General features: G+C 62.1%; 28 protein-coding genes. 16 read left to right on the top strand and 12 right to left on the bottom strand.

Going from position 1 to position 25285, the window contains the following annotated elements; genetic code table 11:
- Nucleotides 1–41: 41 nt before the first annotated feature.
- On the bottom strand, nucleotides 42–644 hold the full coding sequence (locus tag ACMUVN_RS27575; protein ID WP_097543232.1) for an NUDIX hydrolase: 603 nt from the start codon (nucleotides 642–644) through the stop codon (nucleotides 42–44).
- A 106-nt stretch (nucleotides 645–750) separates the two neighbouring features.
- On the opposite strand from ACMUVN_RS27575, the gene ACMUVN_RS27570 reads away from it, so the two are divergent.
- Together ACMUVN_RS27570 and ACMUVN_RS27565 are read left to right on the top strand one after the other, a co-directional pair.
- Nucleotides 751–1206: an SRPBCC family protein gene (locus tag ACMUVN_RS27570; RefSeq protein ID WP_183906107.1), complete on the top strand. Its 456-nt coding sequence runs from the start codon at nucleotides 751–753 to the stop codon at nucleotides 1204–1206.
- Between the two features lie 37 nt (nucleotides 1207–1243).
- Nucleotides 1244–1678, top strand: coding sequence for a GNAT family N-acetyltransferase (locus ACMUVN_RS27565; protein ID WP_028755467.1), 435 nt, complete (start codon nucleotides 1244–1246; stop codon nucleotides 1676–1678).
- Between the two features lie 32 nt (nucleotides 1679–1710).
- On the opposite strand, the gene ACMUVN_RS27560 is transcribed toward ACMUVN_RS27565, so the two are convergent.
- The 3 genes from ACMUVN_RS27560 to sppA all read right to left on the bottom strand — a co-directional run bounded on the left by ACMUVN_RS27560 (nucleotide 1711) and on the right by sppA (nucleotide 3442).
- A complete protein-coding gene (locus tag ACMUVN_RS27560; RefSeq protein ID WP_028755466.1) occupies nucleotides 1711–2043 on the bottom strand; it encodes a LapA family protein in 333 nt (110 codons plus the stop codon).
- Nucleotides 2044–2162: 119 nt separating this feature from the next.
- Entirely contained in the window at nucleotides 2163–2462 is a 300-nt protein-coding gene (locus ACMUVN_RS27555) for an integration host factor subunit beta (protein ID WP_003544934.1), read from the bottom strand.
- 29 nt (nucleotides 2463–2491) lie between these two features.
- Entirely contained in the window at nucleotides 2492–3442 is a 951-nt protein-coding gene (gene sppA, locus ACMUVN_RS27550; RefSeq protein ID WP_028755465.1) for a signal peptide peptidase SppA, read from the bottom strand.
- A 224-nt stretch (nucleotides 3443–3666) separates the two neighbouring features.
- Between sppA and lptC the strand changes: the two genes are divergently transcribed.
- The 7 genes from lptC to ptsN all read left to right on the top strand — a co-directional run bounded on the left by lptC (nucleotide 3667) and on the right by ptsN (nucleotide 10081).
- Entirely contained in the window at nucleotides 3667–4332 is a 666-nt protein-coding gene (gene lptC / locus ACMUVN_RS27545) for an LPS export ABC transporter periplasmic protein LptC (protein ID WP_025554407.1), read from the top strand.
- 14 nt (nucleotides 4333–4346) lie between these two features.
- Complete coding sequence (locus ACMUVN_RS27540) at nucleotides 4347–4982, top strand: LptA/OstA family protein (protein WP_047617172.1); 636 nt, start codon at nucleotides 4347–4349, stop codon at nucleotides 4980–4982.
- A gap of 40 nt (nucleotides 4983–5022) precedes the next feature.
- Complete coding sequence (gene lptB / locus ACMUVN_RS27535; protein WP_003556077.1) at nucleotides 5023–5799, top strand: LPS export ABC transporter ATP-binding protein; 777 nt, start codon at nucleotides 5023–5025, stop codon at nucleotides 5797–5799.
- A 315-nt stretch (nucleotides 5800–6114) separates the two neighbouring features.
- Nucleotides 6115–7674, top strand: coding sequence for an RNA polymerase factor sigma-54 (rpoN, locus tag ACMUVN_RS27530; RefSeq protein WP_047617170.1), 1560 nt, complete (start codon nucleotides 6115–6117; stop codon nucleotides 7672–7674).
- Nucleotides 7675–7752: 78 nt separating this feature from the next.
- Nucleotides 7753–8676 (top strand): DMT family transporter, encoded by a 924-nt coding sequence (locus tag ACMUVN_RS27525; protein WP_127431037.1) that lies wholly within the window; start codon nucleotides 7753–7755, stop codon nucleotides 8674–8676.
- A gap of 291 nt (nucleotides 8677–8967) precedes the next feature.
- Entirely contained in the window at nucleotides 8968–9543 is a 576-nt protein-coding gene (gene hpf / locus ACMUVN_RS27520; RefSeq protein WP_025554397.1) for a ribosome hibernation-promoting factor, HPF/YfiA family, read from the top strand.
- A gap of 73 nt (nucleotides 9544–9616) precedes the next feature.
- On the top strand, nucleotides 9617–10081 hold the full coding sequence (gene ptsN / locus ACMUVN_RS27515) for a PTS IIA-like nitrogen regulatory protein PtsN (protein ID WP_003570770.1): 465 nt from the start codon (nucleotides 9617–9619) through the stop codon (nucleotides 10079–10081).
- Between the two features lie 79 nt (nucleotides 10082–10160).
- On the opposite strand, the gene ACMUVN_RS27510 is transcribed toward ptsN, so the two are convergent.
- From ACMUVN_RS27510 to ACMUVN_RS27500, 3 genes are all read right to left on the bottom strand, one after another.
- Nucleotides 10161–12497: a methyl-accepting chemotaxis protein gene (locus ACMUVN_RS27510; protein WP_414815727.1), complete on the bottom strand. Its 2337-nt coding sequence runs from the start codon at nucleotides 12495–12497 to the stop codon at nucleotides 10161–10163.
- Between the two features lie 242 nt (nucleotides 12498–12739).
- Nucleotides 12740–13639 carry a ribokinase gene (locus tag ACMUVN_RS27505; RefSeq protein ID WP_025554389.1) on the bottom strand — a complete coding sequence of 300 codons (900 nt, stop codon included), beginning with the start codon at nucleotides 13637–13639 and terminating at the stop codon, nucleotides 12740–12742.
- A 115-nt stretch (nucleotides 13640–13754) separates the two neighbouring features.
- Nucleotides 13755–14981 carry a DNA recombination protein RmuC gene (locus tag ACMUVN_RS27500; RefSeq protein ID WP_414815726.1) on the bottom strand — a complete coding sequence of 409 codons (1227 nt, stop codon included), beginning with the start codon at nucleotides 14979–14981 and terminating at the stop codon, nucleotides 13755–13757.
- 205 nt (nucleotides 14982–15186) lie between these two features.
- On the opposite strand from ACMUVN_RS27500, the gene ACMUVN_RS27495 reads away from it, so the two are divergent.
- The 6 genes from ACMUVN_RS27495 (at nucleotide 15187) to truA (ending at nucleotide 19827) form a co-directional block, all read left to right on the top strand.
- Nucleotides 15187–16683 (top strand): methyl-accepting chemotaxis protein, encoded by a 1497-nt coding sequence (locus ACMUVN_RS27495; protein WP_414815725.1) that lies wholly within the window; start codon nucleotides 15187–15189, stop codon nucleotides 16681–16683.
- Between the two features lie 97 nt (nucleotides 16684–16780).
- Nucleotides 16781–17296 (top strand): peptide deformylase, encoded by a 516-nt coding sequence (gene def / locus ACMUVN_RS27490; protein WP_414815724.1) that lies wholly within the window; start codon nucleotides 16781–16783, stop codon nucleotides 17294–17296.
- 65 nt (nucleotides 17297–17361) lie between these two features.
- Entirely contained in the window at nucleotides 17362–17646 is a 285-nt protein-coding gene (locus ACMUVN_RS27485; RefSeq protein WP_025554648.1) for a FitA-like ribbon-helix-helix domain-containing protein, read from the top strand.
- The gene (locus ACMUVN_RS27480) at nucleotides 17643–18065 is read left to right on the top strand and encodes a type II toxin-antitoxin system VapC family toxin (RefSeq protein WP_047617160.1); all 423 of its coding nucleotides are present in this window, start codon (nucleotides 17643–17645) and stop codon (nucleotides 18063–18065) included. Before ACMUVN_RS27485 ends, ACMUVN_RS27480 begins: the two co-directional genes overlap by 4 nt.
- A 20-nt stretch (nucleotides 18066–18085) precedes the next feature.
- Nucleotides 18086–19021, top strand: a complete 936-nt coding sequence (fmt, locus tag ACMUVN_RS27475) for a methionyl-tRNA formyltransferase (RefSeq protein ID WP_414815723.1) — start codon at nucleotides 18086–18088, stop codon at nucleotides 19019–19021.
- Nucleotides 19021–19827: a tRNA pseudouridine(38-40) synthase TruA gene (gene truA, locus ACMUVN_RS27470; protein WP_414815722.1), complete on the top strand. Its 807-nt coding sequence runs from the start codon at nucleotides 19021–19023 to the stop codon at nucleotides 19825–19827. The genes fmt and truA overlap by 1 nt, the downstream gene beginning before the upstream one ends.
- A 6-nt stretch (nucleotides 19828–19833) precedes the next feature.
- Here truA and ACMUVN_RS27465 read toward each other — a convergent pair whose 3' ends face one another.
- The 3 genes from ACMUVN_RS27465 to dapD form a co-directional block, all read right to left on the bottom strand.
- The gene (locus tag ACMUVN_RS27465) at nucleotides 19834–20430 is read right to left on the bottom strand and encodes a hypothetical protein (protein WP_414815721.1); all 597 of its coding nucleotides are present in this window, start codon (nucleotides 20428–20430) and stop codon (nucleotides 19834–19836) included.
- Nucleotides 20417–21610 (bottom strand): succinyl-diaminopimelate desuccinylase, encoded by a 1194-nt coding sequence (gene dapE / locus ACMUVN_RS27460; RefSeq protein WP_183903709.1) that lies wholly within the window; start codon nucleotides 21608–21610, stop codon nucleotides 20417–20419. Before dapE ends, ACMUVN_RS27465 begins: the two co-directional genes overlap by 14 nt.
- Nucleotides 21611–21711: 101 nt before the next feature.
- Nucleotides 21712–22572, bottom strand: a complete 861-nt coding sequence (gene dapD, locus ACMUVN_RS27455; RefSeq protein WP_048338222.1) for a 2,3,4,5-tetrahydropyridine-2,6-dicarboxylate N-succinyltransferase — start codon at nucleotides 22570–22572, stop codon at nucleotides 21712–21714.
- Nucleotides 22573–22766: 194 nt separating this feature from the next.
- On the opposite strand from dapD, the gene ACMUVN_RS27450 reads away from it, so the two are divergent.
- Nucleotides 22767–23633 carry an LOG family protein gene (locus tag ACMUVN_RS27450; RefSeq protein ID WP_025603433.1) on the top strand — a complete coding sequence of 289 codons (867 nt, stop codon included), beginning with the start codon at nucleotides 22767–22769 and terminating at the stop codon, nucleotides 23631–23633.
- 78 nt (nucleotides 23634–23711) lie between these two features.
- Here the strand turns inward: ACMUVN_RS27450 and ACMUVN_RS27445 are convergent, their stop codons facing one another.
- Nucleotides 23712–24350 carry an EF-hand domain-containing protein gene (locus tag ACMUVN_RS27445; RefSeq protein WP_025554967.1) on the bottom strand — a complete coding sequence of 213 codons (639 nt, stop codon included), beginning with the start codon at nucleotides 24348–24350 and terminating at the stop codon, nucleotides 23712–23714.
- 169 nt (nucleotides 24351–24519) lie between these two features.
- Complete coding sequence (locus tag ACMUVN_RS27440; RefSeq protein ID WP_028755463.1) at nucleotides 24520–25227, bottom strand: pyrimidine 5'-nucleotidase; 708 nt, start codon at nucleotides 25225–25227, stop codon at nucleotides 24520–24522.
- Nucleotides 25228–25285 lie beyond the last annotated feature (58 nt).

The following is a 25285-nucleotide window of genomic DNA, read 5'->3' as shown; positions in this document are numbered from 1 at the left end:
GGCTGGCCCCCGCGAGAGGGCGGGTTCTGCGGGCACAGCGCCTATTTCAAGCCCTCGGACGCCTCTCTTCGAAGCCAGCTTTCCGCCGCATAAAGTGCAGCGACATGCATCGACTGCATGATGACGGCGCCGGATTGCAGGTCGCTGAGGATGGCGGCAAGATCGGCAAACAGCAGCTCGACCTTCTCGCCAGGGTCGAAACGCGGTTCGCCGGCCCGGCTCAGACCGAGCGCCAGCCAGCTCGTCACCGCGTTGCTGTGGCTGGCCGCATTCGGATAGGAGGTGAGCAGCTTGACGAAGGTCGAGGCTTCATAGCCGGTCTCTTCCCGCAGTTCGCGCTGTGCCGCCGCCAACGCCGCGTCGCCGGTCTCGCCGTGGCCAGTCTTGCCATCGTCTGGTTCGACGCCGCCGGCGACGAGGCCGAGCACGATCTCGCCGCGGCCGTGCCGGTATTCCCGCGTCAGCAGCACCCGCCCGTCGGGCATGACAGGGATGACGTTGATCCAGTCGGGATAATCGAGCACATGGAATGGCGCGATGACGATTCCGTCGGCGGTGACACAATCGTCGCTCCGCACCCGGATCCAGCGGTCCTCATAGGTGATGCGGCTTGCCGTCACGCTCCAGGGCTTCAGTTCGTTCATCGGCCAATTCCTCGCTCGGTATGGTCACGCAGATAACATTCCCCTCCGCCTTGGCAAAGCGCTTTCCCGCTGGATAAGTTGAGCGAATCGAAGATGGGGCTGCCGAATGGATTTCACCGGCGAAGAACGCATCGCCGCACCGCGGGACGTCGTCTGGGCAGCGCTCAACGATCCCGAGATCATGCGCGGCTGCATTCCAGGCTGCCAGGGCATCGAGCGGCTGTCGCCTGATGCCTTCGAGGCGACGATCAAGGTCAAGTTCAGCCTGCTGTCGGCCACCTTCCACGGCTTGCTGACGCTTTCCAATGTCGATGCGCCGAGGAGCTATACGCTGTCGGCCGAAGGCAAGGGCGGTCTTGCCGGTTTCGCCAGGGGCAGCGCCGATGTCGTACTCGAGCAAAGCGGCGTCGAGACCATCCTGCACTATCGGGCGAGGGCCGAGCTCGGCGGAAGGCTTGCCCAGTTCGGCGCTCGCCTGCTCGATTCGACCTCGCAGAAGCTCGCCGAAGGGTTCTTTTCGGATTTCAACGCCGCGGTCATCGCGAAGATGACGGCGGGGTAGGCTTGGCGCGAGCACAGGGTTTGTTTAAATCGACGTCATGACGTGGACCATCAGGCCGCCGCGGGCGGAAGACCAGGAAATGCTCGCGGAGATCTATCTTTCCGTGCGCCGCGAAACATTTGTCTGGGTCGATCCCGGCAAGTTCCATCGCGAGGATTTCGCCGCCCATACCAACGGCGAGACGGTCTTGGTCTGCGAGCATGCGGATGGCAGTGTCGCCGGCTTCCTGTCGCTCTGGCCGGAGGACGATTTCATCCACATGCTCTACCTGAGACCGGAATTCCAAGGGAAGGGCGCCGGCACGGCGCTGCTGCAGGCGCTGCCGGAATGGCCGCAGCACCGGTACCGGCTGAAATGCCTGGTGAAGAACCGGCGGGCGAAGGCGTTCTACCTCTCCCACGGCTTCCAGGTGACCGGCAATGGCGCCTCGCCGGAAGGCGACTATGAGGAACTGAGTTTTTTTCCGGTTTGACGGCGCCCAAAGCCGTTGAAATCGAGCCGATCTTACCGCGACGGCAGCTGCCCGGCGATTTCTTCGGCGCGGTTCTTGTGACGATCGGCCTCACCCTGCCAGCGGATGGCTTCCTTGGCCTCGGTGCGGGCGCGCTTGCGGTGTTTGCCCTGGCTGAACCAGGTGGCGGCCGAGCCGATCAGCATGCCTGATATCAGCGCGATGAACAGGAAGACGAAGAAGGGCGCGGAAACCGCAAGCACCTGGTCCTCCGGCCGGAACGGATTGAAGGCGAGCGTGACGCTCTGCCGGTTGGCGACGCAGAAGACGATGAGGATGACGCCGAGCGGCAGCAGAATCAGCAGGTTGACGATCTTCTTGGCCATTTGAGGTCTCCACGCGGCATATTGCGCTGGTTTTTTTGAAGGGCGCGTTTGATGCTTGGCAGGATAGGAAAACGGCTCTCGAATTCAAGTGCGGTTTCGCCGCAGGCGGCAGCCGCTGCTCAATCCTCTTCGTCGGCCTGGCCGGGATTGAGCCGCTCGCGCAGCTCCTTGCCGGTCTTGAAGAAGGGAACCCACTTCTCCTCGACGAACACCGTATCGCCGGTCCGCGGGTTGCGGCCGGAGCGGGAAGGGCGATTCTTGACCGAAAAGGCCCCAAAGCCGCGCAATTCGACTCGGTTACCCGCAGCCAGTGCATCCGTGATCTCGTCGAGAACCGCGTTGACGATATTTTCGACGTCGCGGTGATAGAGATGCGGGTTGCGTGCCGCAACTATCTGCACCAATTCGGATTTGATCACAGTCGCCCCCTTAAATTATTGATTTCTTATCAATCGCGGCCAACCTGCCAAACTGAAAGCAGCCCGTCAAGAAGCAACTTTGGGGGCAGGATTCCATTAATATCCTGGGTTTTCATGAGATCATCATAACCGAAGATCGTAATCAACCGCGAAACAGCCCCAGCGAGCAGAAACGGCGTATTGCTCTTCTTGTCCCAGTCGACCATCGGCAGGTCGGCATCGACGCCGCGCGATTTGAGATAGGCGCGGATTTCGGGCTCGCCGCCGATCGTATCGACGAGTTTCACCTTCAGCGCCTGGCGGCCGGTATAGATTGTGCCGTCGGCGAGTTTCAGCACCTCGTCGCGCGGCAGCTTGCGCCGGTCGGCGACCAGGTCGACGAACCAGTTATAGCTGTCGACCACCATGTTGCGGATCATCGCCTTGGCCTCTTCGCTCGCCTCATGGAAGGGCGAGGGCTCGGCCTTCAGCGGCGAGGACTTGATCTCCTGCAGCGAGACGCCGATCTTGTCGAGCAGCGGCTGGATCTGCGGATACTGGAAGATGACGCCGATCGAGCCGGTGATCGAGCTGTCGCCGGCAATGATCGTATCGCCGGCGGTGGCGATCATGTAGCCGGCGGAGGCGGCAAGCGTGCGCACGTCGGAGACCACAGGCTTCTTGGCTGATATTGCCCGGATGGCGTTGAAGATTTTTTCGCCGCCATAGGTCGTGCCGCCGGGCGAGGAGATCGAAATCACCGCCGCCTTCACCTGGTCGCTGGTCTCGACCTTCTTCAGCCGCTCCAGAAGCTCGTCGTCGTCGACGATCAGTCCCGATATCGTCACATGGGCAATATGTGGGCGCTGCGTCCCGGCATCGCCGACGGCGAAGTGGTAGAAGGCGAAACCAAGCGCCACGATGAGGGCAACGGCAATGAGGCGCCAGAAGCCGAGCTTGCGGCGCAACCGCCGGCGATCCGCGATGATCGAACTGTCCATAGAAACCTCCAGCGCTGGCCCGGCTTCGGCATGCCGCCGAGAGGTCCGGTAAAATAAGGCGGCCGCGGCGCGTACGAATGCCACTTTTTGATGTTTTTCCGTTTTGTTGCTTGTTGCAGAAAAAATTCCATATTGGCAAGCCAATGTAATAATGCGAAACGAACTGTGATTGGCGGCCGGCTTTGTTAGAGAGGCGCGGCGATCACCGCACATGGACGAGGCCTATGCTCGACACCCTGAAGAACAACGGAAATGCCGCCTTTACAGGGTCCGGCAGAAGCGCCTATGGCGACGCGTTGTTCCATTCTGCCCGCGTGCGCCGGCTGAAGATATTGCTGCCGGTGGCCGCCCTCATCGTCGCGGCAGGCCTCACCGCGGTGGCGTTGATCAGCATCTATCTGCCCGAGAACATCAAGATGGAAGGCGCCAAGATCGAAAACGGCAAGGTCGTGATGGAGAAGCCGGCGATATCAGGACGCAATTCAGACGGCATCAACTATTCGATGCTGGCCGAAAGGGCGCTGCAGGATATCCGCAATCCCGATCTCATCACGCTCGAGACCATCAAGGCCGCCGTGCCGATGAATGACGGGCTGATCGCGCGCGTCGTCGCCTCGACCGCCGATTACAATCGCGCCACCGACAATCTGCATATGACGGCCCCCTTCACCCTCGTGCTGAGCAGTGGCCTCAATGCGCAGTTCCAGTCCGCCCGGCTCGACATCAAGGGCGGAAACATGCGGAGCGACGATCCCGTCACCATCACCAAGGACAATGCCTCCATTGTTGCGCGGACGATGGAGATAACCGATAAGGGGCGGGTGATCACATTCGAGGGGAATGTTCGCATGAATGTCGATCCATCCACCATCCATAAACAGGGCACTTAACCAGCCGGGTCACCATGACAAAAGATTGTCGCATATCCACTTGCAAGACTGGCATGGCATTCATTGCCGGCGCATTTGCCCTTATCCTGACGGCTTCGGGCGCGCCCGCGCAGCAGGCGGCCACGATGTCGGGCATGAAGCTTTCCAACGACCAGCCGATCCAGATCGAAAGCGACAAGCTGGAGATCCACGACCAGGAGCACACCGCGCTCTTCACCGGCAAGGTCAAGGTCGTCCAGGGCACGACGACGATGCAGTCCGGCAAGATGACCGTCTATTACAAGGACAAGGCGGCAAAGCCGGCCGCTGACGGGGCGCAACCTGCGGCCCAGCCGCAGCAGTCGGGCTCGCTTGCATCGGGAAGTGCTGATATCGACAAGATCCTGGTGACCGACAAGGTCCTCCTGACCTCGGGCACGCAGACGGCGACTGCCGATGACGGCAATTTCGACATGGCCTCGCAGACCTTCATCCTCACCGCGGATGAGGGGAATAAGGTCATTCTGTCGGACGGGCCGAACGTCTTTACCGGCTGCAAACTCACGGTTCACATGCAAACCGGCCAGGCGGAGCTTGAAAGCTGCGGCGGGCGTGTCCAGATTCAGCTCGATCCGAAGTCGCAGCCGAGTACGCAGCAGAAGCAGAACTGAGAAGCCGGCCTCCCACGTGAAATTATCATCGCTATCCACCATGTTCGGCAAGCCCGGGCCACAAGCTGCGGGTGCCGCCGACAAGAGCCGCTATCAAGGAACGCTGATCGCGCGCGGTCTGACGAAGACTTATGCGACGCGACGCGTCGTCAACGGCGTCTCGCTGGTGGTGCGCCGCGGCGAGGCCGTCGGCCTGCTCGGCCCGAACGGCGCCGGCAAGACCACCTGTTTTTACATGATCACCGGCCTCGTGCCGGTGGATGAAGGCACGATCGAGATCGACGGCAACGATGTCACGACCATGCCGATGTATCGCCGCTCGCGCCTCGGCGTCGGTTACCTGCCGCAGGAAGCCTCGATCTTCCGCGGCCTGACGGTGGAGGAGAATATCCGCGCCGTCCTCGAAGTGCATGTGAAGGACAAGGCCGAGCGCGAGCAGAAGCTGAACGAGCTTCTGGAGGAATTCCATATCCAGAAGCTGCGCAAGAGTGCCGCCGTCGCCCTGTCGGGCGGTGAGCGCCGCCGCCTTGAAATCGCGCGTGCGCTTGCGACCGATCCGACCTTCATGCTGCTCGACGAACCTTTCGCCGGCGTCGACCCGATCTCTGTCGCCGACATCCAGAACCTCGTTCACCACCTGACGGCGCGCGGCATCGGCGTTCTCATCACCGACCACAATGTGCGCGAGACGCTGGGCCTCATCGACCGGGCCTATATCATCCATGCCGGTGAGGTGCTGACCCACGGCCGGGCCAACGACATCGTCAACAATCCGGAAGTGCGGCGGCTTTACCTCGGCGACAATTTCAGCCTCTGACGCCAGATCCGGATGATTTTGGCCCGGATCGGCCTGAAATCTGGATCTGGATCGAAATCCAGGAATGAGAGTATGATGTCGTTCGAAAACGGCTCACACGCCCCGGCCGCTCGCCCATGCGACTCGGTTTGAGCCAACAGATTGCTTCAATCTGACCAGGAAAGTCTCCAGCCGCAGAAATTCACCTTGTTGGCATAGTTCCGCTTGACCAAATAGAATAAAAAAGCAATTTTTGGGCCAACTTGGATTTCCGCGGCCTGAGGCCTTGATCAGACGCGGTTTCCCGGAGGAATTGAGGGGAGTTTCGCGTCCGTCATGGCACTGTCCGCCAATCTTTTCCTGCGCCAGACCCAGTCCCTGGTGATGACACCGCAACTGATGCAATCCATCCAGTTGCTGCAGATGACGCATTTTGAACTCAACCAGTTCATTGCCCAGGAAGTGGAGAAGAATCCGCTGCTCGAATTCCCGTCGAATGACGGCGAGGCGGGCGGCGAACGCGGCGAAAGCGAAGATGAGCAGTATGCTCATCAGCCGGAGGATGCCGGTTCCGACGACGGCTACGACAACCGCACCGACGCGCTCTCCAGCGACTGGTACGACAATGGCGGCAGCGCCAGCACCAGCCGGCTGAACGACGAACTCGACGCCAACTACACCAATGTCTTTCCCGATGACGGTGCCCCGCAGCGCCTCGATGCGCCGGAGCTCGTCAGCCAGTGGAAATCGATGCCGGGCAGCGGCGAGGGCGCCGATTACGATCTCGACGATTTCGTCGCCGGCCAGGTGTCGCTGCGCGATCATCTCGGCCAGCAGATCCCCTTCGTCCTGCCTGACATGGCCGACCGGCTGATCGCGCAGAATTTCGTCGACCAGCTCGACGACGCCGGTTACCTGCACGCCGATATCGTCGAGGCGGGCGAGAGGCTGGGCACCAGCGTCACGCAGGCCGAGCGCGTGCTTGCCGCCCTGCAGACACTCGATCCGCCGGGTGTTTTCGCCCGCAGCCTTGCCGAATGCCTGGCGATCCAGCTCAGACAGAAGGACCGGTACGATCCCGCCATGCAGGCGCTGGTCGAAAACCTCGAACTTCTGGCGCGGCGCGATTTCGCCACGCTGAAGCGGATATGCGGCGTCGACGAGGAAGATCTTCTCGACATGCTCGGCGAGATCCGCCAGCTCAATCCCAAGCCCGGCAGCGGTTTCGAGGCGGGTGTTTCCGAAGCGATCATGCCGGATGTGGTCGTCAGGTCCTCCTCGGAGGGCGGCTGGCTGGTCGAGCTCAATCCGGATACGCTGCCGCGCGTTCTGGTCAACCAGTCCTATTTTTCCCGCGTGACAAAGAACGGCGAGGATCACGCCTTTCTCGCCGATTGCCTGCAGAGCGCCAATTGGCTGACGCGCAGCCTCGACCAGCGGGCAAAAACCATCATGAAGGTGGCAAGCGAAATCGTTCGCCAGCAGGACGCCTTCCTGCTGCACGGCGTCGACCACCTGCGGCCGCTGAACCTGAAGACGGTCGCCGAGGCGATCAAGATGCATGAATCCACCGTCAGCCGCGTCACATCGAACAAATATATGCTGACGCCGCGCGGCCTCTTCGAACTCAAATATTTCTTCACCGTCTCGATCAGCGCCGTCGAGGGCGGCGACAGCCATTCGGCCGAGGCCGTCCGCCACAAGATCCGCGCGCTGATCATGCAGGAGAGCCCGGACGCGGTGCTTTCCGACGACGATATCGTCGACATGCTGAAGAAGGGCGGCGTCGATCTCGCCCGCCGCACGGTTGCCAAATACCGGGAAGCGATGAACATCGCCTCCTCGGTCCAGCGTCGCCGCGAGAAGCGGGCGCTCGCCAAGGTCGCTGGCTTCTGAGGCGGCATACTTCGAGCTTGATCGAAGCATCCATCTCCAAATCCCCACTATTACGCTGATGTCTTGAACCAACATCGAATGCCGACCATGCAGCCGCAAAATTCCAGCTTTGCCAGAGAGCTTGTCCTGCTGCTGGTGCTGGCGACCCTCTGGGGTTCCTCCTATACCTTCATCAAGATCGGCGTCGAGACGATTCCGCCCGTGACGTTGATCGCCGCACGCACGCTGATTGCCGGCGGTCTTCTGCTGGCCGTCCTCCGCTACCGGCGTGTCCGCCTGCCGCGCGATCACGCGACATGGCGCCGGTTCCTGCTTCAGGCCTGCCTGAACAGCGTCGTCCCCTTCACGCTGATCGCCTGGGCGGAACAATCCGTCGATGCCGGATTGGCGGTGATCCTGAATTCGGCAACGCCGATCTTCACCTTCCTGTTGACCGTGCTGATTACCCGCCATGAGCAGGTGACGTCGCGAAAACTTTGCGGGGTCATGGCCGGGCTCGCCGGCATCTGCCTGGTCATCGGCATCGAAGCGCTCGGCGGTCTCGGCGAAAACCTGATGGCGCAGCTTGCCATCATCCTGGCGACCATTTGTTATGCAGGTGCCGCGATATTCGGCAGAAACTTCAAGGGGCTCGATCCCGCCGTGCCGGCCGCCGGCTCGTTGATCTCAGGCGCGGTCATCCTCTTGCCCGTCAGCCTCGTCGTCGACCGGCCGTGGGAACTCGATCCGTCGGCGGCATCGATGCTGGCGCTGCTTGGCCTCTCCGCCTTTTCGACGGCGCTGGCTTTTGTGATCTATTTCCGCCTCGTCCAGACGCTGGGTTCGGTCGGCACCACCTCGCAAGCCTATCTCAGAGTGCCGATCGGTGTTGCGATCGGCCTGGTCTTCCTCGGCGAAAGCCTCAGCCCGACAGCCTGGATCGGCCTCGTCTGCGTCATGTCCGGTGTGGCCGCCATGACGGTCCCCGCAAAGGCGGGCACAACGAAAGCGCGAAGTGCTTAAAGCCGATCAGATGGCGATTCGCGATGGACCTGCCTCACCGCGCCTTCCATGCACGTTTATCGAGCATCACTTATCGGGAATTTCCACGCTATTGACTTTTTGGTAACCTCTGGCTAGAAGCGCGCCGCAATCGATGCCGTGAACGGCGTCTGGAGTTATCCCCATCATCCCCAAGGCACCAAGGACCCGCAGGCCTAAGCCGATCTTGCTTGAGATTGCGCGAAGTGCTTGGATGAACCTGAGGCTTGGCGTAAACTGATACCCGCAAACGACCATAAGAAGGGAAACTCCATGAGTGTGCGTGTATCCGGGAAACATATGGAAATTGGTGAATCCTTCCGTCAAAAGATCGAGGACCAAATTGGTATGGCCATCACGAAATACTTCGACGGGGGGTATTCCGGCCAAGTGACCGTGGAAAAAGCGAGTTCTCGTTTCTCCGCAGACTGCAAGCTTCATCTCGACAGCGGGGTGGTGCTGCATGCAGCCGGCGAGGCGACCGATCCGCAGCTTGCTTTCGACGCCGCTTCGGAGCGCATCGAAAAGCGCCTGCGCCGCTACAAGCGCAAACTGAAGGACCATCACGCCGGAAACCACCTGAATGGTTTTGCAGAAGTCGCCTACACGGTCATGGATTCTGTTCCTGATCACGAAGATGAAATTGCCGACGATTTCGCTCCGGCGATCGTCGCCGAAAGCACGAAGCAGCTGAAGACCATGTCGGTCGCCACCGCCGTAATGGCGCTCGACATGACCGATGAGCCGCTTCTCCTGTTCCGCAGCCCCGGCAAGGAACATCTGAACATCGTTTACCGTCGGCACGACGGAAATATTGGCTGGATCGATTCAGCCAATATCAAAGGCTGAGATCAGGGTGATGAGCGGCGGTGTTGCCGCCGCTCCTTGCATCATCTGATCCCGGCGACAGAAGGAAAAAGAAATGGCATTGGCAGATTTGCTCCATCAGGATGCGATCATTCCCGCCCTCAGAGTAAATTCCAAGAAACAGTTGCTTCAGGAATTGGCTGCAAGAGCCGCCAGGATCACCGGGCTTTCCGAGCGGGAGATCTTCGACGTCATCCTGCAGCGCGAACGCCTGGGCTCCACCGGCGTCGGCAACGGTATCGCCATTCCCCACGGCAAGCTGGTCAACATCCATTCGATCGTCGGCATCTTCGCCCGGCTGGAGCAGCCGGTCGATTTCGAGGCGCTGGATGACCAGCCTGTCGATCTCGTATTCCTGCTGCTGGCGCCGGAGGGCGCGGGCGCCGACCATCTCAAGGCTCTGTCGCGTATCGCCCGCGTCCTGCGCGATCACGATCTGGTCGCCAAGCTCCGCGCAACCGATTCCGCCTCGGCGATCTATGCCTTCCTCAACGAAGAGCAGACGTCGAACGCCGCTTAACGCCGTATCGATGAACGCTGACATGTGAAAAGGCGCCGGGTTCCCCAGGCGCCTTTTTCAGGATGAGTGGCTGAAACGATCAGAATTCTTCCCAGCTGTCCTGGGCGACGGCCGCCGAACCGCGCGACGGGGCGGCTGCGTGGCGAACCGCAGGCGCGGCCACCCGATGCGAAGAGGCCGCGGCAACAGGCGCGCGCATCCTTTGCGCGACGGAGGCGAGTGCGGCGGAGTTACCCCCCGAGACGCTGAAGCGGGTGGCGAGCGTCTTCAGCGTCTGCGCTTCGTCATTGAGGACCATGCTGGCGGCGGTCGCTTCCTCCACCATGGCCGCATTCTGCTGCGTCACCTGGTCCATCTGGTTCATGGCCTGGTTGATTTCCTTCAGGCCGACAGCCTGTTCGCTGGCCGATGCCGAGATTTGCCGGATGAGGTCGTTGATGCCCATCACCTGTTCGGCGATCTTGTGCAGCGTGCCGCCGGCGCGCCCGACGAGATCGACGCCTTCCTTGACCTGGACAGCCGAGGTGTTGATCAGCGTCTTGATTTCCTTGGCGGCATTGGCCGACCGTTGCGCGAGTTCGCGCACCTCCTGGGCGACGACGGCAAAACCCTTGCCGGCCTCTCCGGCACGCGCGGCCTCGACGCCGGCGTTGAGTGCCAGGAGGTTGGTCTGGAAGGCGATCTCGTCGATGACGCCGATGATCCGCGAAACCTCCGTCGAAGACTGTTCGATCCCTTGCATCGAGGCAATCGCCTTCTGCACCACTTCGCCGGATTTTTCCGCATCCTGGCAGGCGAGGTTGACGTTGTCGGCAGCCGTGCGCGCATTCTCGGCGCTGGAATCGACCTGCGCGGTGAGCTCGTTGAGCGCGGCCGCCGTCTCTTCCAGGCTTGCCGCCTGCTGTTCGGTGCGCTTGGCGAGGTCGGAAGCGCTGCTGCTGATCTCACCGGTGCCGGAGCCGATATTGGCGACGCTGAGGTTCATCGTGTTGATGGTCTCTTCCAGGCTCGCCAGGGCGGCGTTGAAATCCTGTTTCAGCTTGCCGTATTCGCCGGGGAAGTCGTCGGTGATGCGGTGAGCGAGATTGCCCTGCGACAGCTCGGAAAGGCCGGCGCCGACGATCGAAACGATATGGCGCTGCAGCGATAACGATTCCTGGCGTTCCGATTCCGAGCGGCCGCGCTCGGCTTCCGCAGCCTGACGCTCTCGGGCCGCCTCGTCCTCAAGGCGCCGGCTGTCGGCGAGCTTGAAGCGGAAACCTTCGAGCGCCTTGGCGACCGAGCCGATTTCGTCGCTGCGCTCCTGGGCGGCGACCGGTTCGGCATATTGGCCGTCGCTGAGCGCCTTGACGCTGGCGACGAGACCGCCGAGCGGCCGCTGCACGAAAGAGCGGACGGCGAAATAGAGCGCCAGCATGACCGCGCCGAGCACGATCAGGCCATTGACGATCATCATGTAGGTCTGGTCCTGCACCGGGGCGTTGATCGCCGTGTGCGGGACGTCGACGAGCACGACCCAGGTGGCGTTGACGCCGGGAACCGCGAAGGGATAGACGACGCGGTCGAAGGGAGCGAGGCCGTCATAGGTGAGGTTGCTGAGGAGGCCGGGCTGCTTGCTCGACAGCGCCGTCTTGACGATGTCGGCGCCTTCGCCGCTATATTCCTTGGTCATCAGGTCGGGGATCGGCGCGACGATCCAGTTGGCGGCCTGCGACAGCAGCGTGACGCGGCCCGAGCCGAAAGGATGCAGCGCCTGCAGCTTGTCGGTGAGCGACTTCAGCGAAATGTCGACGCCGGCGACGCCGATCATCTTGCCACCCGACATGACCGGATAGGCGATCGAGGTCAGCAGCGTCGGAACATCCGTTCCTTCGGCCATATAGGGCGTCGTGATCGCGCCCTTGCCGCTGTCGGCGGCGAGCTTCCACCATTCGGCGGTATAGTCATTGTCGAAGGTCGAATACTGGATGCCGCCATCCTTGGTCTTCGACCAGTAGGGCGTGAAGGCGCCGTTCTTGTTCGTGCCTTCGTCATTATTGTTGGCGATCTCGGTGGTCTTGCCATCCAGCGCGCCGAGCTGCTCGCAGAACCAGCTGCCGAAGGCGAAGGCGTTCTGTTCGAGATTGGCCTTCAGCACGTTGATCATGCCCTTGCGATCGAGCGACTTGCCTTCATGGCCGCGGCCGACGACGCCCGACATGGTGCGCGCGGCGCTGGCGAGTTCGCCGACATTGGCGGCGATTTCATTGGCGATCGATTTTGCCTCGAGGTTGGCCTGATCCATCGTCAGGATCTGGACCCGATCCCGGGTCTGACCGATGAGGAAAAAATTCGAAACGATGAGAACAAGCGCGATGGCGATGCCGGTGATGACGATGAGTTTCGCCGCAAGCGATTTCATTCGAAGAATGAACATGAGGTCCTCGGACAAGGATGCGCCGAACGGGCATTCTCCGGCGCAGGAGCGAAGGCATCGCCCCGTCATGGAGCCGCCGCGTGGTTGCCGATTCCTGAAAGCGCGAGGAACCTGCGACCGCGGGCAACATCGCCAGAGATCTCTTAAATTTGAATGAAACTTGCTTGATCAAGGCAAGGAAAACCGCCGGAACACCCTGAATTACCGGGGGTTTTGCCGGCGGCTTCGCAAAGGGACGCTTCCTATATTCTGTCTGCGACTTCCTCGCTCCAGGGGATCGAAGGTTGCGCGCCGGCCTTCAGGCACGCGAGCGAACCGGCGACGGCCGCACGGCGCAGCGCCGAGGCAAAATCGAGGCCGTCGTCGAGGCTGGCAGTGAAATAGCCGCAGAAGGTATCTCCCGCGCCGACCGTATCGACGGGTTCGATCTTGAGGCCCTGTGCCCGTGAAATTGCCCCGTCGCGAATGGCGATGACGCCATCGCCGCCGAGCGTCACGATCAGCGTCTGGCCCGTCTCCGCATGCAGGCGGGTAAGGGCGGCCTCGCGCGCTTCAGCGTCCATGCCCTCCTGGCCGGCCAGCCGCTCGAACTCGGTCTCGTTGGCAATGACGATATCGGCGAGCCGGCCGAGTTGGGCCGCATCGGGGATGAGCGGCGCAAGGTTGAGGATGCTGGTGACGCCCTTGGCGCGGGCTGCCGACAGCGCGCGTTCGACGGCGGCCGCCGGCACTTCGAGCTGCAGCATCAGGAGATCGCCTTCGTTCATGCGGCCGACCGCTTTCTCGGCATCGGCAGGCGTGACCAGGCCGTTGGCGCCGGGAACGACGGCAATCATGTTTTCGCCGTCGCCGCCGACAAGGATCAGCGCCGTGCCCGTGGGGCCGTCGACATGCTTGACGAGAGAAAGGTCGGTGCCGGCATCATCGAGCAGGGCCAGCGCATCCGCGGCGAAGCCATCCTTGCCGACGGCGCCGGCCATGTGCACATAGCGGCCGGCGCGGCGCGCTGCCAGCGCCTGGTTGGCGCCCTTGCCGCCGGCGGCCGTGGCAAAGCCGTTGCCGGCCACCGTCTCGCCGGGCTTCGGCAGGCGCTCGGTCGTGGCGATGAGATCCATGTTGATGGATCCGAAAACTGTGATCATCAGGGTGTCCCGTCTTTTGGAGCCTGCAAGTGACGTCATGGCGAAAACTAGGCGCGGTTTTCGGACGGCGTCATGCTCCTGCTGTTTCATGCGGGCGAGACACTGCCCGAAGCGGTCACTCCTCGTCAACCACCCGGAGCTTCAGAAGACCGGTGCGGCTTTCCACCGATTTGGCCGCGGCTTCGCTGTCGCGGGCAGGCTTTGCCTCGCCGCCGCCCGCCTCGAATTCCAGCGCTTCGATCCTGGCGCCGCGCTTGGTGAGCTTGTCGGCTGACGTGACCACCATGTCGATATCCTTCTGCGCCATGGCGAAATGGCCCTGCAGCTTGCGCACCCGCTCGTCGAGCCGGCCGAGATCGTCCATCAGTATCGCCACCTCGCCCTGGATCAGATGCGCCTGCGCCCGCATGCGCTGGTCCTTGAGAACGGCCTGGATGACCTGGATCGACAGCATCAGCAGCGACGGCGAGACAATGACGATGCGCGCCCGGTGCGCCTTCTGCACCACGGCCTCGAAGTGCTCGTGGATCTCGGCGAAGATCGATTCCGAGGGCACGAAGAGAAAGGCCGTATCCTGGGTTTCGCCCTGGATCAGATATTTCTCGGAAATGTCCCGGATATGGATCTCCATGTCGCGGCGGAACTGCTGGCCGGCGATCTTGCCGGCCTCGGGGCTGCCGGCGTCGCGGATCGCGTTCCAGGCTTCGAGCGGAAATTTCGCGTCGATGACAAGCGGCGGCGCGTCGTTCGGCATGCGGATCGTGCAGTCCGGCCGTGAGCCGTTGGAGAGCGTCTGCTGGAAGGTGTAGGCGCCCATCGGCAGGCCGTCGGCGACGATCGTTTCCATCCTCGACTGCCCGAAGGCGCCGCGCGTCTGCTTGTTGGACAGAATGGCCTGCAGCCCGACGACATCCTTGGCGAGGCTCTGGATATTGTTCTGCGCCGCATCGATGACCGCCAGCCGCTCCTGCAGCCGCCGCAGGTTCTCATGCGTCGATTTCGTCTGTTCGGTGATCGTCGAGCTGACGCGCTGCGACATGCCGTCGAGGCGTTGGCTGATCGTCTGGTTGAGTTCGCTCTGCCGCGCGCCGAAGACCTCGGTCATCGCCGCGATGCGGCCCTGCATCTCCGCCTGGATCTTCAAAAGCTCGGCCATGCGCGCTTCGTTTTCCCCGGCGCGGAAGCTCGCCTCCTCTGCCTGTTCGCGGCGAAGGTTGGCGCCGCGCAGCAGAAGCACGATCACCAGCAGGACGAGGGCGGCGAGAACCCCGCCGCCAAGCGTCAGCATGGCCGGACTGATCGAGGCAAGGGAAAGGGCGAGCGATTCGGAATGGACGGTCATACCGCGAGCATAACAGAAGACACGGCAATATATAGATCAAAACGTGAACAGAATTGCCGGCCCTTACGATCTTCACAGGCTGCTGCTCTTCCCAGCTGATGAAGAAGAAATCGCCGCCCGATTTAACGATTGCTCAACCATATTCGCCAAAACCTGTGGCGCAGAAATTCCTTCCCGCGCCTCGCGCCAAGTACAGAGACCCTCCATGACATCCCAGCAGACCGACAGTGCCCTCAGGCAGCGCCTCGATTTCATCGAACTGGATGAGGCGGCGCGCAGGTCGATGCGGGATCTGCGCCCCGTCATATCGGAACTGATCGGCGGCGCCCTCGATAAATTCTACGCCAAGATCGCCAGGACCCCTGCGGTCGCAGGCTTTTTCGCCGATAAGAACCATGTCGGCCATGCCAAGAAGCGCCAGCAGGATCATTGGGCCAATCTTGCCGGCGGTGCGTTCGACGAGAGCTATGTCGACGGGGTCACGGCGGTCGGCCGGACGCATGCCCGCATCGGGCTGGAGCCGCGCTGGTATATCGGCGGTTACGCCATCGTCATGTCCGAACTCGTCAAGGGCATCATGGAGAAACAGTGGCCGTCGGTCTTCGCGCGCCGGCAAGGCAAGCAGCTGGCCGAGAAGCTGTCGGCCGTCATCAAGGCCGGCATGCTCGACATGGATTATTCCATCTCGGTCTATCTCGAGACGCTCGAAGCCAAGCGCCAGGCCCTGGAAGAGGAGCGCGCCCGCGCCGAATCCGACCAGGCAGTCGCGCTGGAACAGCTGCGCCGCGGCCTGGAAGCGCTGTCGCGCGGCGATCTCGAAGCCACCCTGCCGTCCGACCTGCCGGGCAATTTCAGGCAGATGGCCGAGGATTACAACCGCGCCGTCAGGGCGCTAAGCCAGTCCTTCGCCTCCGTGCGCGAGACCTCGGGCCATATCATGAGCGGCGCCGACGTCATTGCCAATGCGACCAACGATCTGGCGCTGCGCACCGCCCAGCAGGCGGCCGGTGTCGAGGAGAGCTCGGCGGCGCTGCAGCAGCTTTCCGTCAGCGTCGGCCAGACGGCCGCCAATGCCGAGAAGGCTTCGGCCGCCGTACGCGAGACGCAAGAGAAGGCGAAGAATTCCGGTGAGCTCGTCACCAGCGCCGTTTCGGCGATGGCCGGCATCGAGAAATCCTCGACCGGGATCTCCAAGATCATCGGCGTCATCGACGAGATCGCCTTCCAGACCAACCTCCTGGCACTGAACGCCGGTGTCGAGGCAGCCCGTGCCGGTGATGCCGGCAAGGGTTTTGCCGTCGTCGCCCAGGAGGTCCGCCAGCTCGCCCAGCGCACGGCGGATGCGGCCAAGGAGGTCAAGAACCTGATCTCGCAGAGCTCGACCCAGGTCAATCAGGGCGTCGGCATCGTCTCCAGCACCGGCGAGGCGCTGAACGACATGATCAGTCGTATCGACATCATCAACCGTTTCGTCGCCGATATCGCCGCCGCCGCCCGCGATCAGGCGACCGGCGTCAACGAGGTCAGCGTGGCGGTCCGCAACATGGGGGCGATCACCCAGCAGAATTCGGACATGGTCGAGCACTCCTCAGCCGAAACCCGCCGCCTCAAGGACGAGGTGGAGAAGCTGATCGAGCTGCTGCGGCGCTTCCGCGCCCGGCCGGAGGGTCATTCCGCCCTCGCTGCCCGCCGGGCGGCCTGAGGAGAATATGGCAAAATTCCAGGCGGGGATGGAAAAAAGCGTATTCCCCGCCTGCCGGATAATTCCATAGTCGGAAAAGATGGGTTATGGGAACGCCATGACCATCAAGCCACTCATCATTCTTCCCGATCCTATTCTCCGCCAGCTGTCCAAGCCGATCGAGCGGGTGGATGCCGACCTGCAGCGTCTCGCCGACGACATGCTGGAAACCATGTATGACGCACCGGGCATCGGCCTTGCCGCAGTCCAGATCGGCGTGCCGCGCCGCATGCTCGTCATCGACGTCTCGCGCGAGGGCGAGGAAAAGCAGCCGCAGGTCTTCATCAATCCGGAGATCGTCACATCGTCCGAGGAGCGCTCCGTCTATGAGGAAGGCTGCCTGTCGATTCCGGATTATTATGCCGAGGTCGAGCGCCCGGCCGTCGTCTCGGTCAAATATCTCGACCGCAACGGCAAGGAACAGACGGTCGAAGCCGATGGCCTGCTCGCCACCTGCCTGCAGCACGAGATCGACCACCTGAACGGCGTGCTCTTCATCGATCACATCTCACGTCTGAAGCGGGAGATGGTCATCAAGAAGTTCACCAAGGCGGCGAAGTCCAAGGCGCTCTGAGCAGCACGTTGAAAACTTATCGGCAAAGCACTATGATATCAGTGATATCATGATGGAGGCGCCGCATGGGTGATTTTCTGATCAGGAATATTTCCGAGGCGATGAAGCGAGACATTGCGGAATCGGCGCAGCGGAGCGGAAACAGCCTTTCTGACGAGGCCAAGGAACTTTTGCGGGAAGCGCTGAAAAGGAAAAACGAAGCAAAGCCCGAGACTTTGTCGGCCTATGAAGCAATACGCGCCGCTTTTGTCAGCGAAAACGCAGTGGACGATGAATTTGCTGCAATCATGGACGAAATCGAGGCCGCGCGGAAAAAGGATTTCGGCCGGCCGTTCGAGGATTTCGAATGATCGTTCTCGATACCAATGTGGTTTCCGAGTTCGCCAGGCCATATCCAAGTGAAAAGGTGAAGGCTTGGATATTGCGGCAGGATAGCTCGCGAATCTGGTTTTGCACGGTCGGCTTGATGGAGCAGATTTATGGAGCCGAAAGGGTTTTCTTGAAGACCGGATCGGACCGCTTCTTCCGGGCTATCCAGAATTTGGTAAAAGGCCAATTTCGTGACCGCATCGTTGGCTGGGATTTGGAAACGGCTATAGTGACTGGTCGCTTGCGGGCGAAACGCGAAAGCATCGGGCGGCCGATTTCGGTCCAGGACGCCATGATCGCCGCTATCTGCCTTGCCAACGGTGCGACGCTCGCCACCCGCAATGTCAAAGATTTCGAGGGGCTTGATCTCAAGCTCGTAAACCCGTTTGAAGACGGCTGATCCTCAGTTGGCGAGATAGAATGTCTCTTCGCATCATCTTCATGGGAACCCCCGAGTTCTCGGTTCCGACCCTGCGCCTGCTCGTCGATGCCGGCCACCGGATCGTTGCGGTCTATACCCAGCCGCCGCGGCCGGGCGGGCGGCGCGGGCTCGATCTGCAGAAATCGCCGGTGCATCAGGCAGCCGAATTGCTCGGTCTGCCGGTTTTCACCCCGGTCAATTTCAAGGACCCAGAGGAGCGCGAGAGGTTTCGCGCCCTCAATGCCGATGTCGGCGTTGTCGTTGCCTACGGATTGTTGCTGCCGGAGGCGATTCTGAACGGCACGAGGGATGGCTGCTACAACGGCCATGCCTCGCTGCTGCCGCGCTGGCGGGGTGCTGCACCCATCCAGCGGGCGATCATGGCGGGCGATGCAAAGACCGGCATGATGGTGATGAAGATGGACAAGGGTCTCGATACCGGCGCCGTGGCGCTGACCCGCGAAGTCGAGATCGGCCCGAACATGACGGCTGGCGAGCTGCACGACCGGCTGATGCTCGTGGGCGCCAAGGCGATGGCGGAAGCCATGGTGAAACTCGAGATGAACGAACTGCCGCTGACGCCGCAGCCGGAAGAGGGCGTGCTCTATGCCGCCAAGATCGACAAGGCCGAGACCCGCATCGATTTCGCCAGAAACGCCAGGGACGTGCACAATCATATCCGCGGCCTGGCGACGTTTCCGGGCGCCTGGTTCGAGCTTGCGATCGGCGGCAAGCCGGAGCGGGTGAAGGTGCTGGCCTCCGAGCTGGCCGAAGGGCAAGGCGCATCAGGCGAATTGCTGACGGACGATCTCGTCGTCGCCTGCGGTTCGGGCGCGGTGCGGCTGACCAGGCTGCAGAAGGCCGGCGGCAAGCCGCTGGCCGCGGCCGATTTCTTGAGAGGCACGCCGCTTGCGGCCGGCACGAGGCTTAGCTGATGCCGCGTTTCCGCATGACCGTCGAATATGACGGCGGCCCCTATGTCGGCTGGCAACGCCAGGAAAATGGTCCCTCGGTGCAGGGCGCGATCGAGGCGGCGGTGCTGTCGCTGACCGGCGAGACGGTGTCGGTGCGCGGCGCCGGCCGCACCGATTCCGGCGTCCATGCGATGGGCCAGGTCATCCATGCCGATCTTTCGAAGGACTGGTCGCCCTACAAGCTGCAGAATGCCTTGAACGCGCATCTGCGGCTGGCCGGCGAGCGCGTCTCCATTCTCGACGTCGAGGCGGTTCCCGAATTCTTCGATGCTCGGTTCTCGGCGCTGCGGCGCCATTATCTCTACCGCATCGTCAGCCGCCGGGCGCCGCTGGCGCTCGACGCCGGCAAGGTCTGGTGGGTGCCGAAGGGGCTCGACCACGAGGTCATGCATACCGCCGCTCAGAGGCTGGTCGGCCGGCACGATTTCTCCACCTTCCGCTCGGCCCATTGCCAGGCAAACAGCCCGGTGCGCACGCTCGACCGGCTGGATGTGACCCGCAATGGCGAATTGATCGAGATCCGCGCCACGGCGCAGAGTTTCCTCCACAACCAGATCCGTTCCTTCGCCGGCACGCTGAAGCTTGCCGGCGAAGGCAAATGGACGCCCGACGATGTCGAGGCGGCGCTTCAGGCGCGTGATCGCAAGGCCTGCGGCCCGGTGGCGCCGCCCGACGGGCTCTATTTCATGCAGGTGGATTATCCCGGCGTCATCATCGACCGCCGCCGGCAGGTCAGCGATACCGATGATGATGCCGATCTTTCGTAGGCCTGATCAGGCGGGATAGATGCCGAGGAAGTGCTGAAGATATTCCGAAAGGATCATCGATGGCACCAGCAGCACCAGCGTCATCGCCCCGACCATCAGCGCGTGACCGTGGCAGATCATCCGCAGAATGCGCGCCAGTGCGAAGACCTGCGCCAGCATGAAGGCCAGCAGCAGCAGCGAGACGAGGCCGACGGAGCCGGGCAGGAAGACCACCATCGCCAGCAGCAGCCCGTTGATGTAGGAGAGCGGCACGCCGAGCCAGTTGACGCTGACGACGACGGGGGCAAAACGCTCGCCCATGCGGAAAGCAAGCAAGAGCAGCCCGGCAAAGACCAATGGCACGAACCAGTTGGCGATCTCGACGAGGCCGAGCCTGAGATAGAAGGCAACATCGACATCGGTTTCCGGCGGCATCGACCGCAGGAAGGCCTGCCGCCACCAGAGCCAGGAAATCCCCATCGGCGGCAGGCACCAGGCTATTGCCCAGAACGAGCGGTTGACGCCGCGCTCGGACATGTCGAGGTAGCGGAAGCCGCACGGATCCAGCCGGATCAGCAGCCAGAGGCCGGCCAGATAATATTGAACTTCTCTAAAGCCCGGCATTGGCGAACCAGCGGGCGATGAAGGTCTCGTAGATCGCCGTCAGCATCTCCAGATCGGCGACCGCGACGCGCTCGTCGACCATGTGCATCGTCTGGCCGACGAGGCCGAATTCGACGACCGGGCAATAATCCTTGATGAAGCGCGCATCCGATGTGCCGCCGGTGGTCGAAAGCTTCGGCGACTGGCAGGCAACGCTTTCGACGGCCGAGGACAGCGAGGCGATCAGCGCATTGTTGCGCGTCAGGAAGACATGGCTCGGCCGGTCGGCCCAGACGATGTCGTATTTCACCGGTTGGCGGCCCGGTCGCAGCGCCCCGTCCCCGGCGGCGGCTTCCAGCCGGCGCAGGATTTCGGCCCGCAGCGTCTCGACCGTCCAGCTGTCGTTGAAGCGGATATTGAAGCTCGCCGACGCCTTGGCGGGAATGACGTTGGTCGCCGGATTGCCGACATCGACCGTGGTCACCTCGAGGTTCGACGGCTGGAAGTCGTCGGTGCCGCCATCGAAGGCCGGATCCATCAGTGCCTGCGTCAGCTGCAGCATGCCGCGCACCGGATTGTCGGCAAGATGCGGATAGGCGGCATGGCCCTGGACGCCATGCACGGTGATCTTGCCCGACAGCGAGCCGCGCCGGCCGATCTTGATCATGTCGCCGAGCCTGTCCGGATTGGTCGGCTCGCCGACCAGGCAGGCATCCCAGCGCTCGCCGCGTTCGGCGGCCCATTGCAGCAGCTTGACCGTGCCGTTGATCGCCGGCCCTTCTTCGTCGCCGGTGATCAGGAAGGAGATCGAGCCGGCCGGCGGCCCGTTTTTCTCGATATGACGGGCGACGGCGGCGACGAAACAGGCGATGCCGCCCTTCATGTCGACGGCGCCGCGGCCGAAAAGCTCGCCTTTCGAAATCTCGGCGGCAAAGGGCGGATGCGTCCAGGCGGCTTCGTCGCCGACCGGCACGACATCGGTATGGCCGGCAAACATCAGATGCGGGCCGTCCTTGCCGAGGCGGGCATAGAGGTTTTCGATATCGGCTGTTCCCTCTTCGCTCGCCTTCACCTTGTCGACGGCAAAGCCGAGCGGCGCAAGCATAGCCTCCAGCGCCGTGAGCGCGCCGCCTTCGGCGGGCGTCACGGAAGGGCAGCGAATCAGCGTCTGGAGATTGGCGACGGGATCGGTAGCGGTCATGGCGGTCGAACTATCCGGCGGGAATGGCAAAGACATGGCAAGGCAGGGCTGCCTCGCGTAAAAAGACGCCGTCTGTTTACCGGATCAATGTCCCGGTGTCATCAATCTCTGAGCAGCTCGTTGATGCCGGTCTTCGAGCGGGTCTGTTCATCGACGCGCTTGACGATGACGGCGCAGTAGAGATGCGGCGCCGGCTTGCCGTTGCCCATCGTCGCATTGCCTGACGGCATCGAGCCGGCGACGACGACGGAATAGGGCGGCACTTCGCCGTAGGTCACCTCGCCGGTGGCGCGATCGACGATCTTGGTCGACTTGCCGATATAGACACCCATGCCGAGCACCGAGCCTTCGCGGATGATGCAGCCTTCGACCACTTCCGAACGGGCGCCGATGAAGCAATTGTCCTCGATGATCGTCGGGCCGGCCTGCATCGGTTCCAGGACGCCGCCGATGCCGACGCCGCCGGAGAGATGCACATGCTTGCCGATCTGCGCGCAGGAACCGACCGTCGCCCAGGTGTCGACCATCGTGCCTTCGCCGACATAGGCGCCGAGATTGACGAAGGAGGGCATCAGGATCGCATTCGGGGCGATATAGGCCGAGCGGCGCACGACGCAGTTCGGCACGGCGCGGAAGCCGGCGGCGCGGAAATGATTCTCGCCCCAGCCTTCGAATTTCGAAGGAACCTTGTCCCACCAGGTGGAATTGCCCGAGCCGCCCTTGACCACTTCCATGTCGTTGAGGCGGAAGGACAAGAGCACGGCCTTCTTCAGCCACTGATTGACCGTCCAGGCGCCGTCGGCACCGCGCGTCGCGACACGGACCGTGCCGGCATCGAGCAGATTGAGTGCTGTCTCGACCGCATCGCGAACCTCGCCCTTCGTCGACATGTTCACATTGTCGCGATTGTCGAAGGCGGCTTCGATGGTCTTTTCGAGGGATGCGAGGTCGGTGGCGCTCATGAGAATTCCTTAAACTTCGATCTTTATCGTGGAGACGGCGAAGTCTCCGGAATTGCGGTTGGCGGGGGTCAATCCTGCTCTACAGCATGAACCCGTAGAACGGAATGATTTTTCCGACAAGATCATATCTGGATTCAAGGCGTTATAGCGACATATCCGGCTTCTTGGCCGGCAATACTGAAAGGCATTACGATATGGCGAAGGGACGAAACGGCGGTTCGCGGCGCAAGGATGGCGTATGGGACCCGCTGAAGAGCAGCTCGACCGACAGGCAGCGTGCCGAAGCCGTGCCGAAGACGCCGCAGACGATGTCGCCGGCCTACCGCCTTGCCTATGTCGACGAGGATTTCCTTTGCCGCGAGGAATTGCGGCCGATCCGCCTGCAGCTGGAGCTGCTGAAGACGGAGATGATGCTGACCGAACGCGGCATCAAGTCGACCGTCGTTATGTTCGGCGGCGCCCGCATTCCCGCCCCCGGCCAGAGCGCCTGGGCAGCCCGCAACGATATCCAGCGCGTCAACCTGGAGGCGGCCTCCGTCTATTATGACGAGGCGCGCAAATTCGCCCGGCTCTGCTCGAAATATTCTGCCACCTTGAATTTCCACGAATATGTCATCGTCACCGGCGGCGGCCCCGGCGTGATGGAGGCCGGCAATCGCGGCGCCGCCGACGAAGGCGCCCCGTCGATCGGCCTCAACATCGTGCTGCCGCACGAGCAGGCGCCGAACGTCTATGTGACGCCGGAGCTCAGCTTCAACTTCCACTATTTCGCCATCCGCAAGATGCATTTCATGGTGCGCGCCAAGGCGATCGCGGTCTTTCCCGGCGGCTTCGGCACGCTCGACGAATTCTTCGAATGCCTGACACTGATCCAGACCGGCCGCATGGAGCGCCTGCCGCTGATCCTCTTCGGCGAGACCTTCTGGCGAAGCATTATCAATTTCGATGCTTTGGCCGAATTCGGCACGATCGCGCCCGACGACGTCAAGCTGATCAGCTTCGTCGATACGGCCGAAGCCGCATGGAAGATCATCCAGGATTTCTACGAACACCGCGAATAAGGACAACAGACGCGGCGTTTCGCCGAACCTCCCACTCTTTCCCCGCCGGAGCGGGGAAAGATATCGGTTTGTCCGGCCTTACAGAAGCGGCCGGTCCGGCATGTCGTCGATCGAGATGACGCCGTCCTTGTTGCGGTCCATCCGGGTGAACAGCTTGTCGATGGCGGCTTCGGCTTCCTGTTTGGAGATCTGGCCGTTCTGATCGGTGTCGACCCGGTGCATCATGATCGAGGCACGCATGATGTTGCCGCCATGGCGCATCCAGCGATGTCCGTCGCGACCCTCGTGGCCTTCGCGAGGCGGCCGTCCCTGGTCGTCATTGTCCGCCGTCTCGGCTGCGGCGTTCGCATCCTTGTTTTCCCCAGCCTCCTGCTTGCGCTGATCTCTCATCGCCTGCATCTGCGCTTTCTGGTACGCTTGGATTTCGCCCGGGGTCAGCGAGCCGTCATTATTGGTGTCGATCGCAGCGAAGACCTTGTCGATGCCGGCGGTCGCCTCGTCCTTGGAGATCTGTCCGTCCTTGTTGGTGTCGAACTGCTTGAGCATGCGGACATAGGTGATTTCGCGGAAGGCGGCAGGTCCCCCACCGTGCATGGGACCGTGCCTGCCGGGATGCTGACGCGGCCCGTCACCGGGTGCGGCATAGCCTGCTCCGGCGGCTGCGCCGAAGATGAGGGTGGAGGAAAGCGCTGCCAGTATCAGCTTGTTGCGGTACATCGTGTTTGCCTTTCGTAAGGTGTCCCCTCACGAAAGAAGCTACGGCAGCAGCCCCGAAAGACCCAGTTAAACATCGGTAAGCTAAGTGAAAACTTCGTAATCAATGCATGTCGCCCAAAACTGTGCAGCGGTTTTGGGACAACGACATGCATCAAATAAAGACTGGCTGTCAGCCGGTAATCTTGCTGAGGAAGGCGGCGAGGTCGTCGGTGACGAAATCGATATGATCCTCTTCGCCGCTGGTCTTTTCCCACCATTCGACGACCGTCTCTTCGAGATTGCGCGGCACCAGCAGCACGGTCTGCATGCCGAGCGCTTTGGGCACCGTCAGGTTGCGCGGCAGATCCTCGAACATGGCCGCCTTGCCGGTTTCGACGCGCTTCAACGCCGTGAACTTGTCGTAGGTCGCCTGCGCCGGCTTCGGCACGTAGTCGGCGGCGACGATGTCGAAGATATCGTCGAAATGCTCGAGAATGCCGAGCGCCTCCGCCGTCATTTCGGCATGCCTGACGCTGCCATTGGTGAAGATGAACTTGCGCCCCGGCAGCGCCTTGATCGCCTCGCCGAGTTCCGGCTGCGGCGTCAGCGCCGAATAGTCGATCGCATGCGCCTTTTCGAGGAAGTCGTTCGGGTCGATGCCGTGATGGATCATCAGGCCCTGCAGCGTCGTGCCGTGGTCGAGATAATATTGCTTCTGCAGCTTGCGCGCCTCTTCCCGCTCCATCTGCAGGAGCGCCGCGACATAGGCCGTCATGTTCTTGTCGATCTGCGCGAACAGATTGACATGATGCGGATAGAGCGTGTTGTCGAGGTCGAAGACCCAGTCTGTGACGTGCGCGAAATCGGCTTTATCAGGTTTGCGGTCGATCTTTGTCATGGCGGTCTTATGGCACGGCTGTTCGCCCAAGGAAATCGACAAGAAGAAATAGACGCCC

The organism is Rhizobium sp. IY2, from assembly GCF_047532935.1.
GTDB lineage: Bacteria > Pseudomonadota > Alphaproteobacteria > Rhizobiales > Rhizobiaceae > Rhizobium > Rhizobium anhuiense.
This window is presented reverse-complemented; position numbering and strand designations above follow the sequence as displayed.

Coding starts and splice junctions, on each gene's coding strand:
- ACMUVN_RS27450 (WP_025603433.1), top strand. CDS start 22,767: ATGGCGAAGGGACGAAACGGCGGTTCGCGGCGCAAGGATGGCGTATGG.
- ACMUVN_RS27565 (WP_028755467.1), top strand. CDS start 1,244: ATGACGTGGACCATCAGGCCGCCGCGGGCGGAAGACCAGGAAATGCTC.
- dapD (WP_048338222.1), bottom strand. CDS start 22,572: ATGAGCGCCACCGACCTCGCATCCCTCGAAAAGACCATCGAAGCCGCC.
- ACMUVN_RS27495 (WP_414815725.1), top strand. CDS start 15,187: ATGACATCCCAGCAGACCGACAGTGCCCTCAGGCAGCGCCTCGATTTC.
- ACMUVN_RS27570 (WP_183906107.1), top strand. CDS start 751: ATGGATTTCACCGGCGAAGAACGCATCGCCGCACCGCGGGACGTCGTC.
- ACMUVN_RS27525 (WP_127431037.1), top strand. CDS start 7,753: ATGCCGACCATGCAGCCGCAAAATTCCAGCTTTGCCAGAGAGCTTGTC.
- ACMUVN_RS27445 (WP_025554967.1), bottom strand. CDS start 24,350: ATGTACCGCAACAAGCTGATACTGGCAGCGCTTTCCTCCACCCTCATC.
- ACMUVN_RS27575 (WP_097543232.1), bottom strand. CDS start 644: ATGAACGAACTGAAGCCCTGGAGCGTGACGGCAAGCCGCATCACCTAT.
- truA (WP_414815722.1), top strand. CDS start 19,021: ATGCCGCGTTTCCGCATGACCGTCGAATATGACGGCGGCCCCTATGTC.
- fmt (WP_414815723.1), top strand. CDS start 18,086: ATGTCTCTTCGCATCATCTTCATGGGAACCCCCGAGTTCTCGGTTCCG.
- rpoN (WP_047617170.1), top strand. CDS start 6,115: ATGGCACTGTCCGCCAATCTTTTCCTGCGCCAGACCCAGTCCCTGGTG.
- ACMUVN_RS27500 (WP_414815726.1), bottom strand. CDS start 14,981: ATGACCGTCCATTCCGAATCGCTCGCCCTTTCCCTTGCCTCGATCAGT.
- ACMUVN_RS27465 (WP_414815721.1), bottom strand. CDS start 20,430: ATGCCGGGCTTTAGAGAAGTTCAATATTATCTGGCCGGCCTCTGGCTG.
- ACMUVN_RS27540 (WP_047617172.1), top strand. CDS start 4,347: ATGACAAAAGATTGTCGCATATCCACTTGCAAGACTGGCATGGCATTC.
- lptB (WP_003556077.1), top strand. CDS start 5,023: ATGTTCGGCAAGCCCGGGCCACAAGCTGCGGGTGCCGCCGACAAGAGC.
- ACMUVN_RS27485 (WP_025554648.1), top strand. CDS start 17,362: ATGGGTGATTTTCTGATCAGGAATATTTCCGAGGCGATGAAGCGAGAC.
- hpf (WP_025554397.1), top strand. CDS start 8,968: ATGAGTGTGCGTGTATCCGGGAAACATATGGAAATTGGTGAATCCTTC.
- def (WP_414815724.1), top strand. CDS start 16,781: ATGACCATCAAGCCACTCATCATTCTTCCCGATCCTATTCTCCGCCAG.
- sppA (WP_028755465.1), bottom strand. CDS start 3,442: ATGGACAGTTCGATCATCGCGGATCGCCGGCGGTTGCGCCGCAAGCTC.
- ACMUVN_RS27440 (WP_028755463.1), bottom strand. CDS start 25,227: ATGACAAAGATCGACCGCAAACCTGATAAAGCCGATTTCGCGCACGTC.
- ACMUVN_RS27560 (WP_028755466.1), bottom strand. CDS start 2,043: ATGGCCAAGAAGATCGTCAACCTGCTGATTCTGCTGCCGCTCGGCGTC.
- dapE (WP_183903709.1), bottom strand. CDS start 21,610: ATGACCGCTACCGATCCCGTCGCCAATCTCCAGACGCTGATTCGCTGC.
- ptsN (WP_003570770.1), top strand. CDS start 9,617: ATGGCATTGGCAGATTTGCTCCATCAGGATGCGATCATTCCCGCCCTC.
- lptC (WP_025554407.1), top strand. CDS start 3,667: ATGCTCGACACCCTGAAGAACAACGGAAATGCCGCCTTTACAGGGTCC.
- ACMUVN_RS27480 (WP_047617160.1), top strand. CDS start 17,643: ATGATCGTTCTCGATACCAATGTGGTTTCCGAGTTCGCCAGGCCATAT.
- ACMUVN_RS27510 (WP_414815727.1), bottom strand. CDS start 12,497: ATGTTCATTCTTCGAATGAAATCGCTTGCGGCGAAACTCATCGTCATC.
- ACMUVN_RS27505 (WP_025554389.1), bottom strand. CDS start 13,639: ATGATCACAGTTTTCGGATCCATCAACATGGATCTCATCGCCACGACC.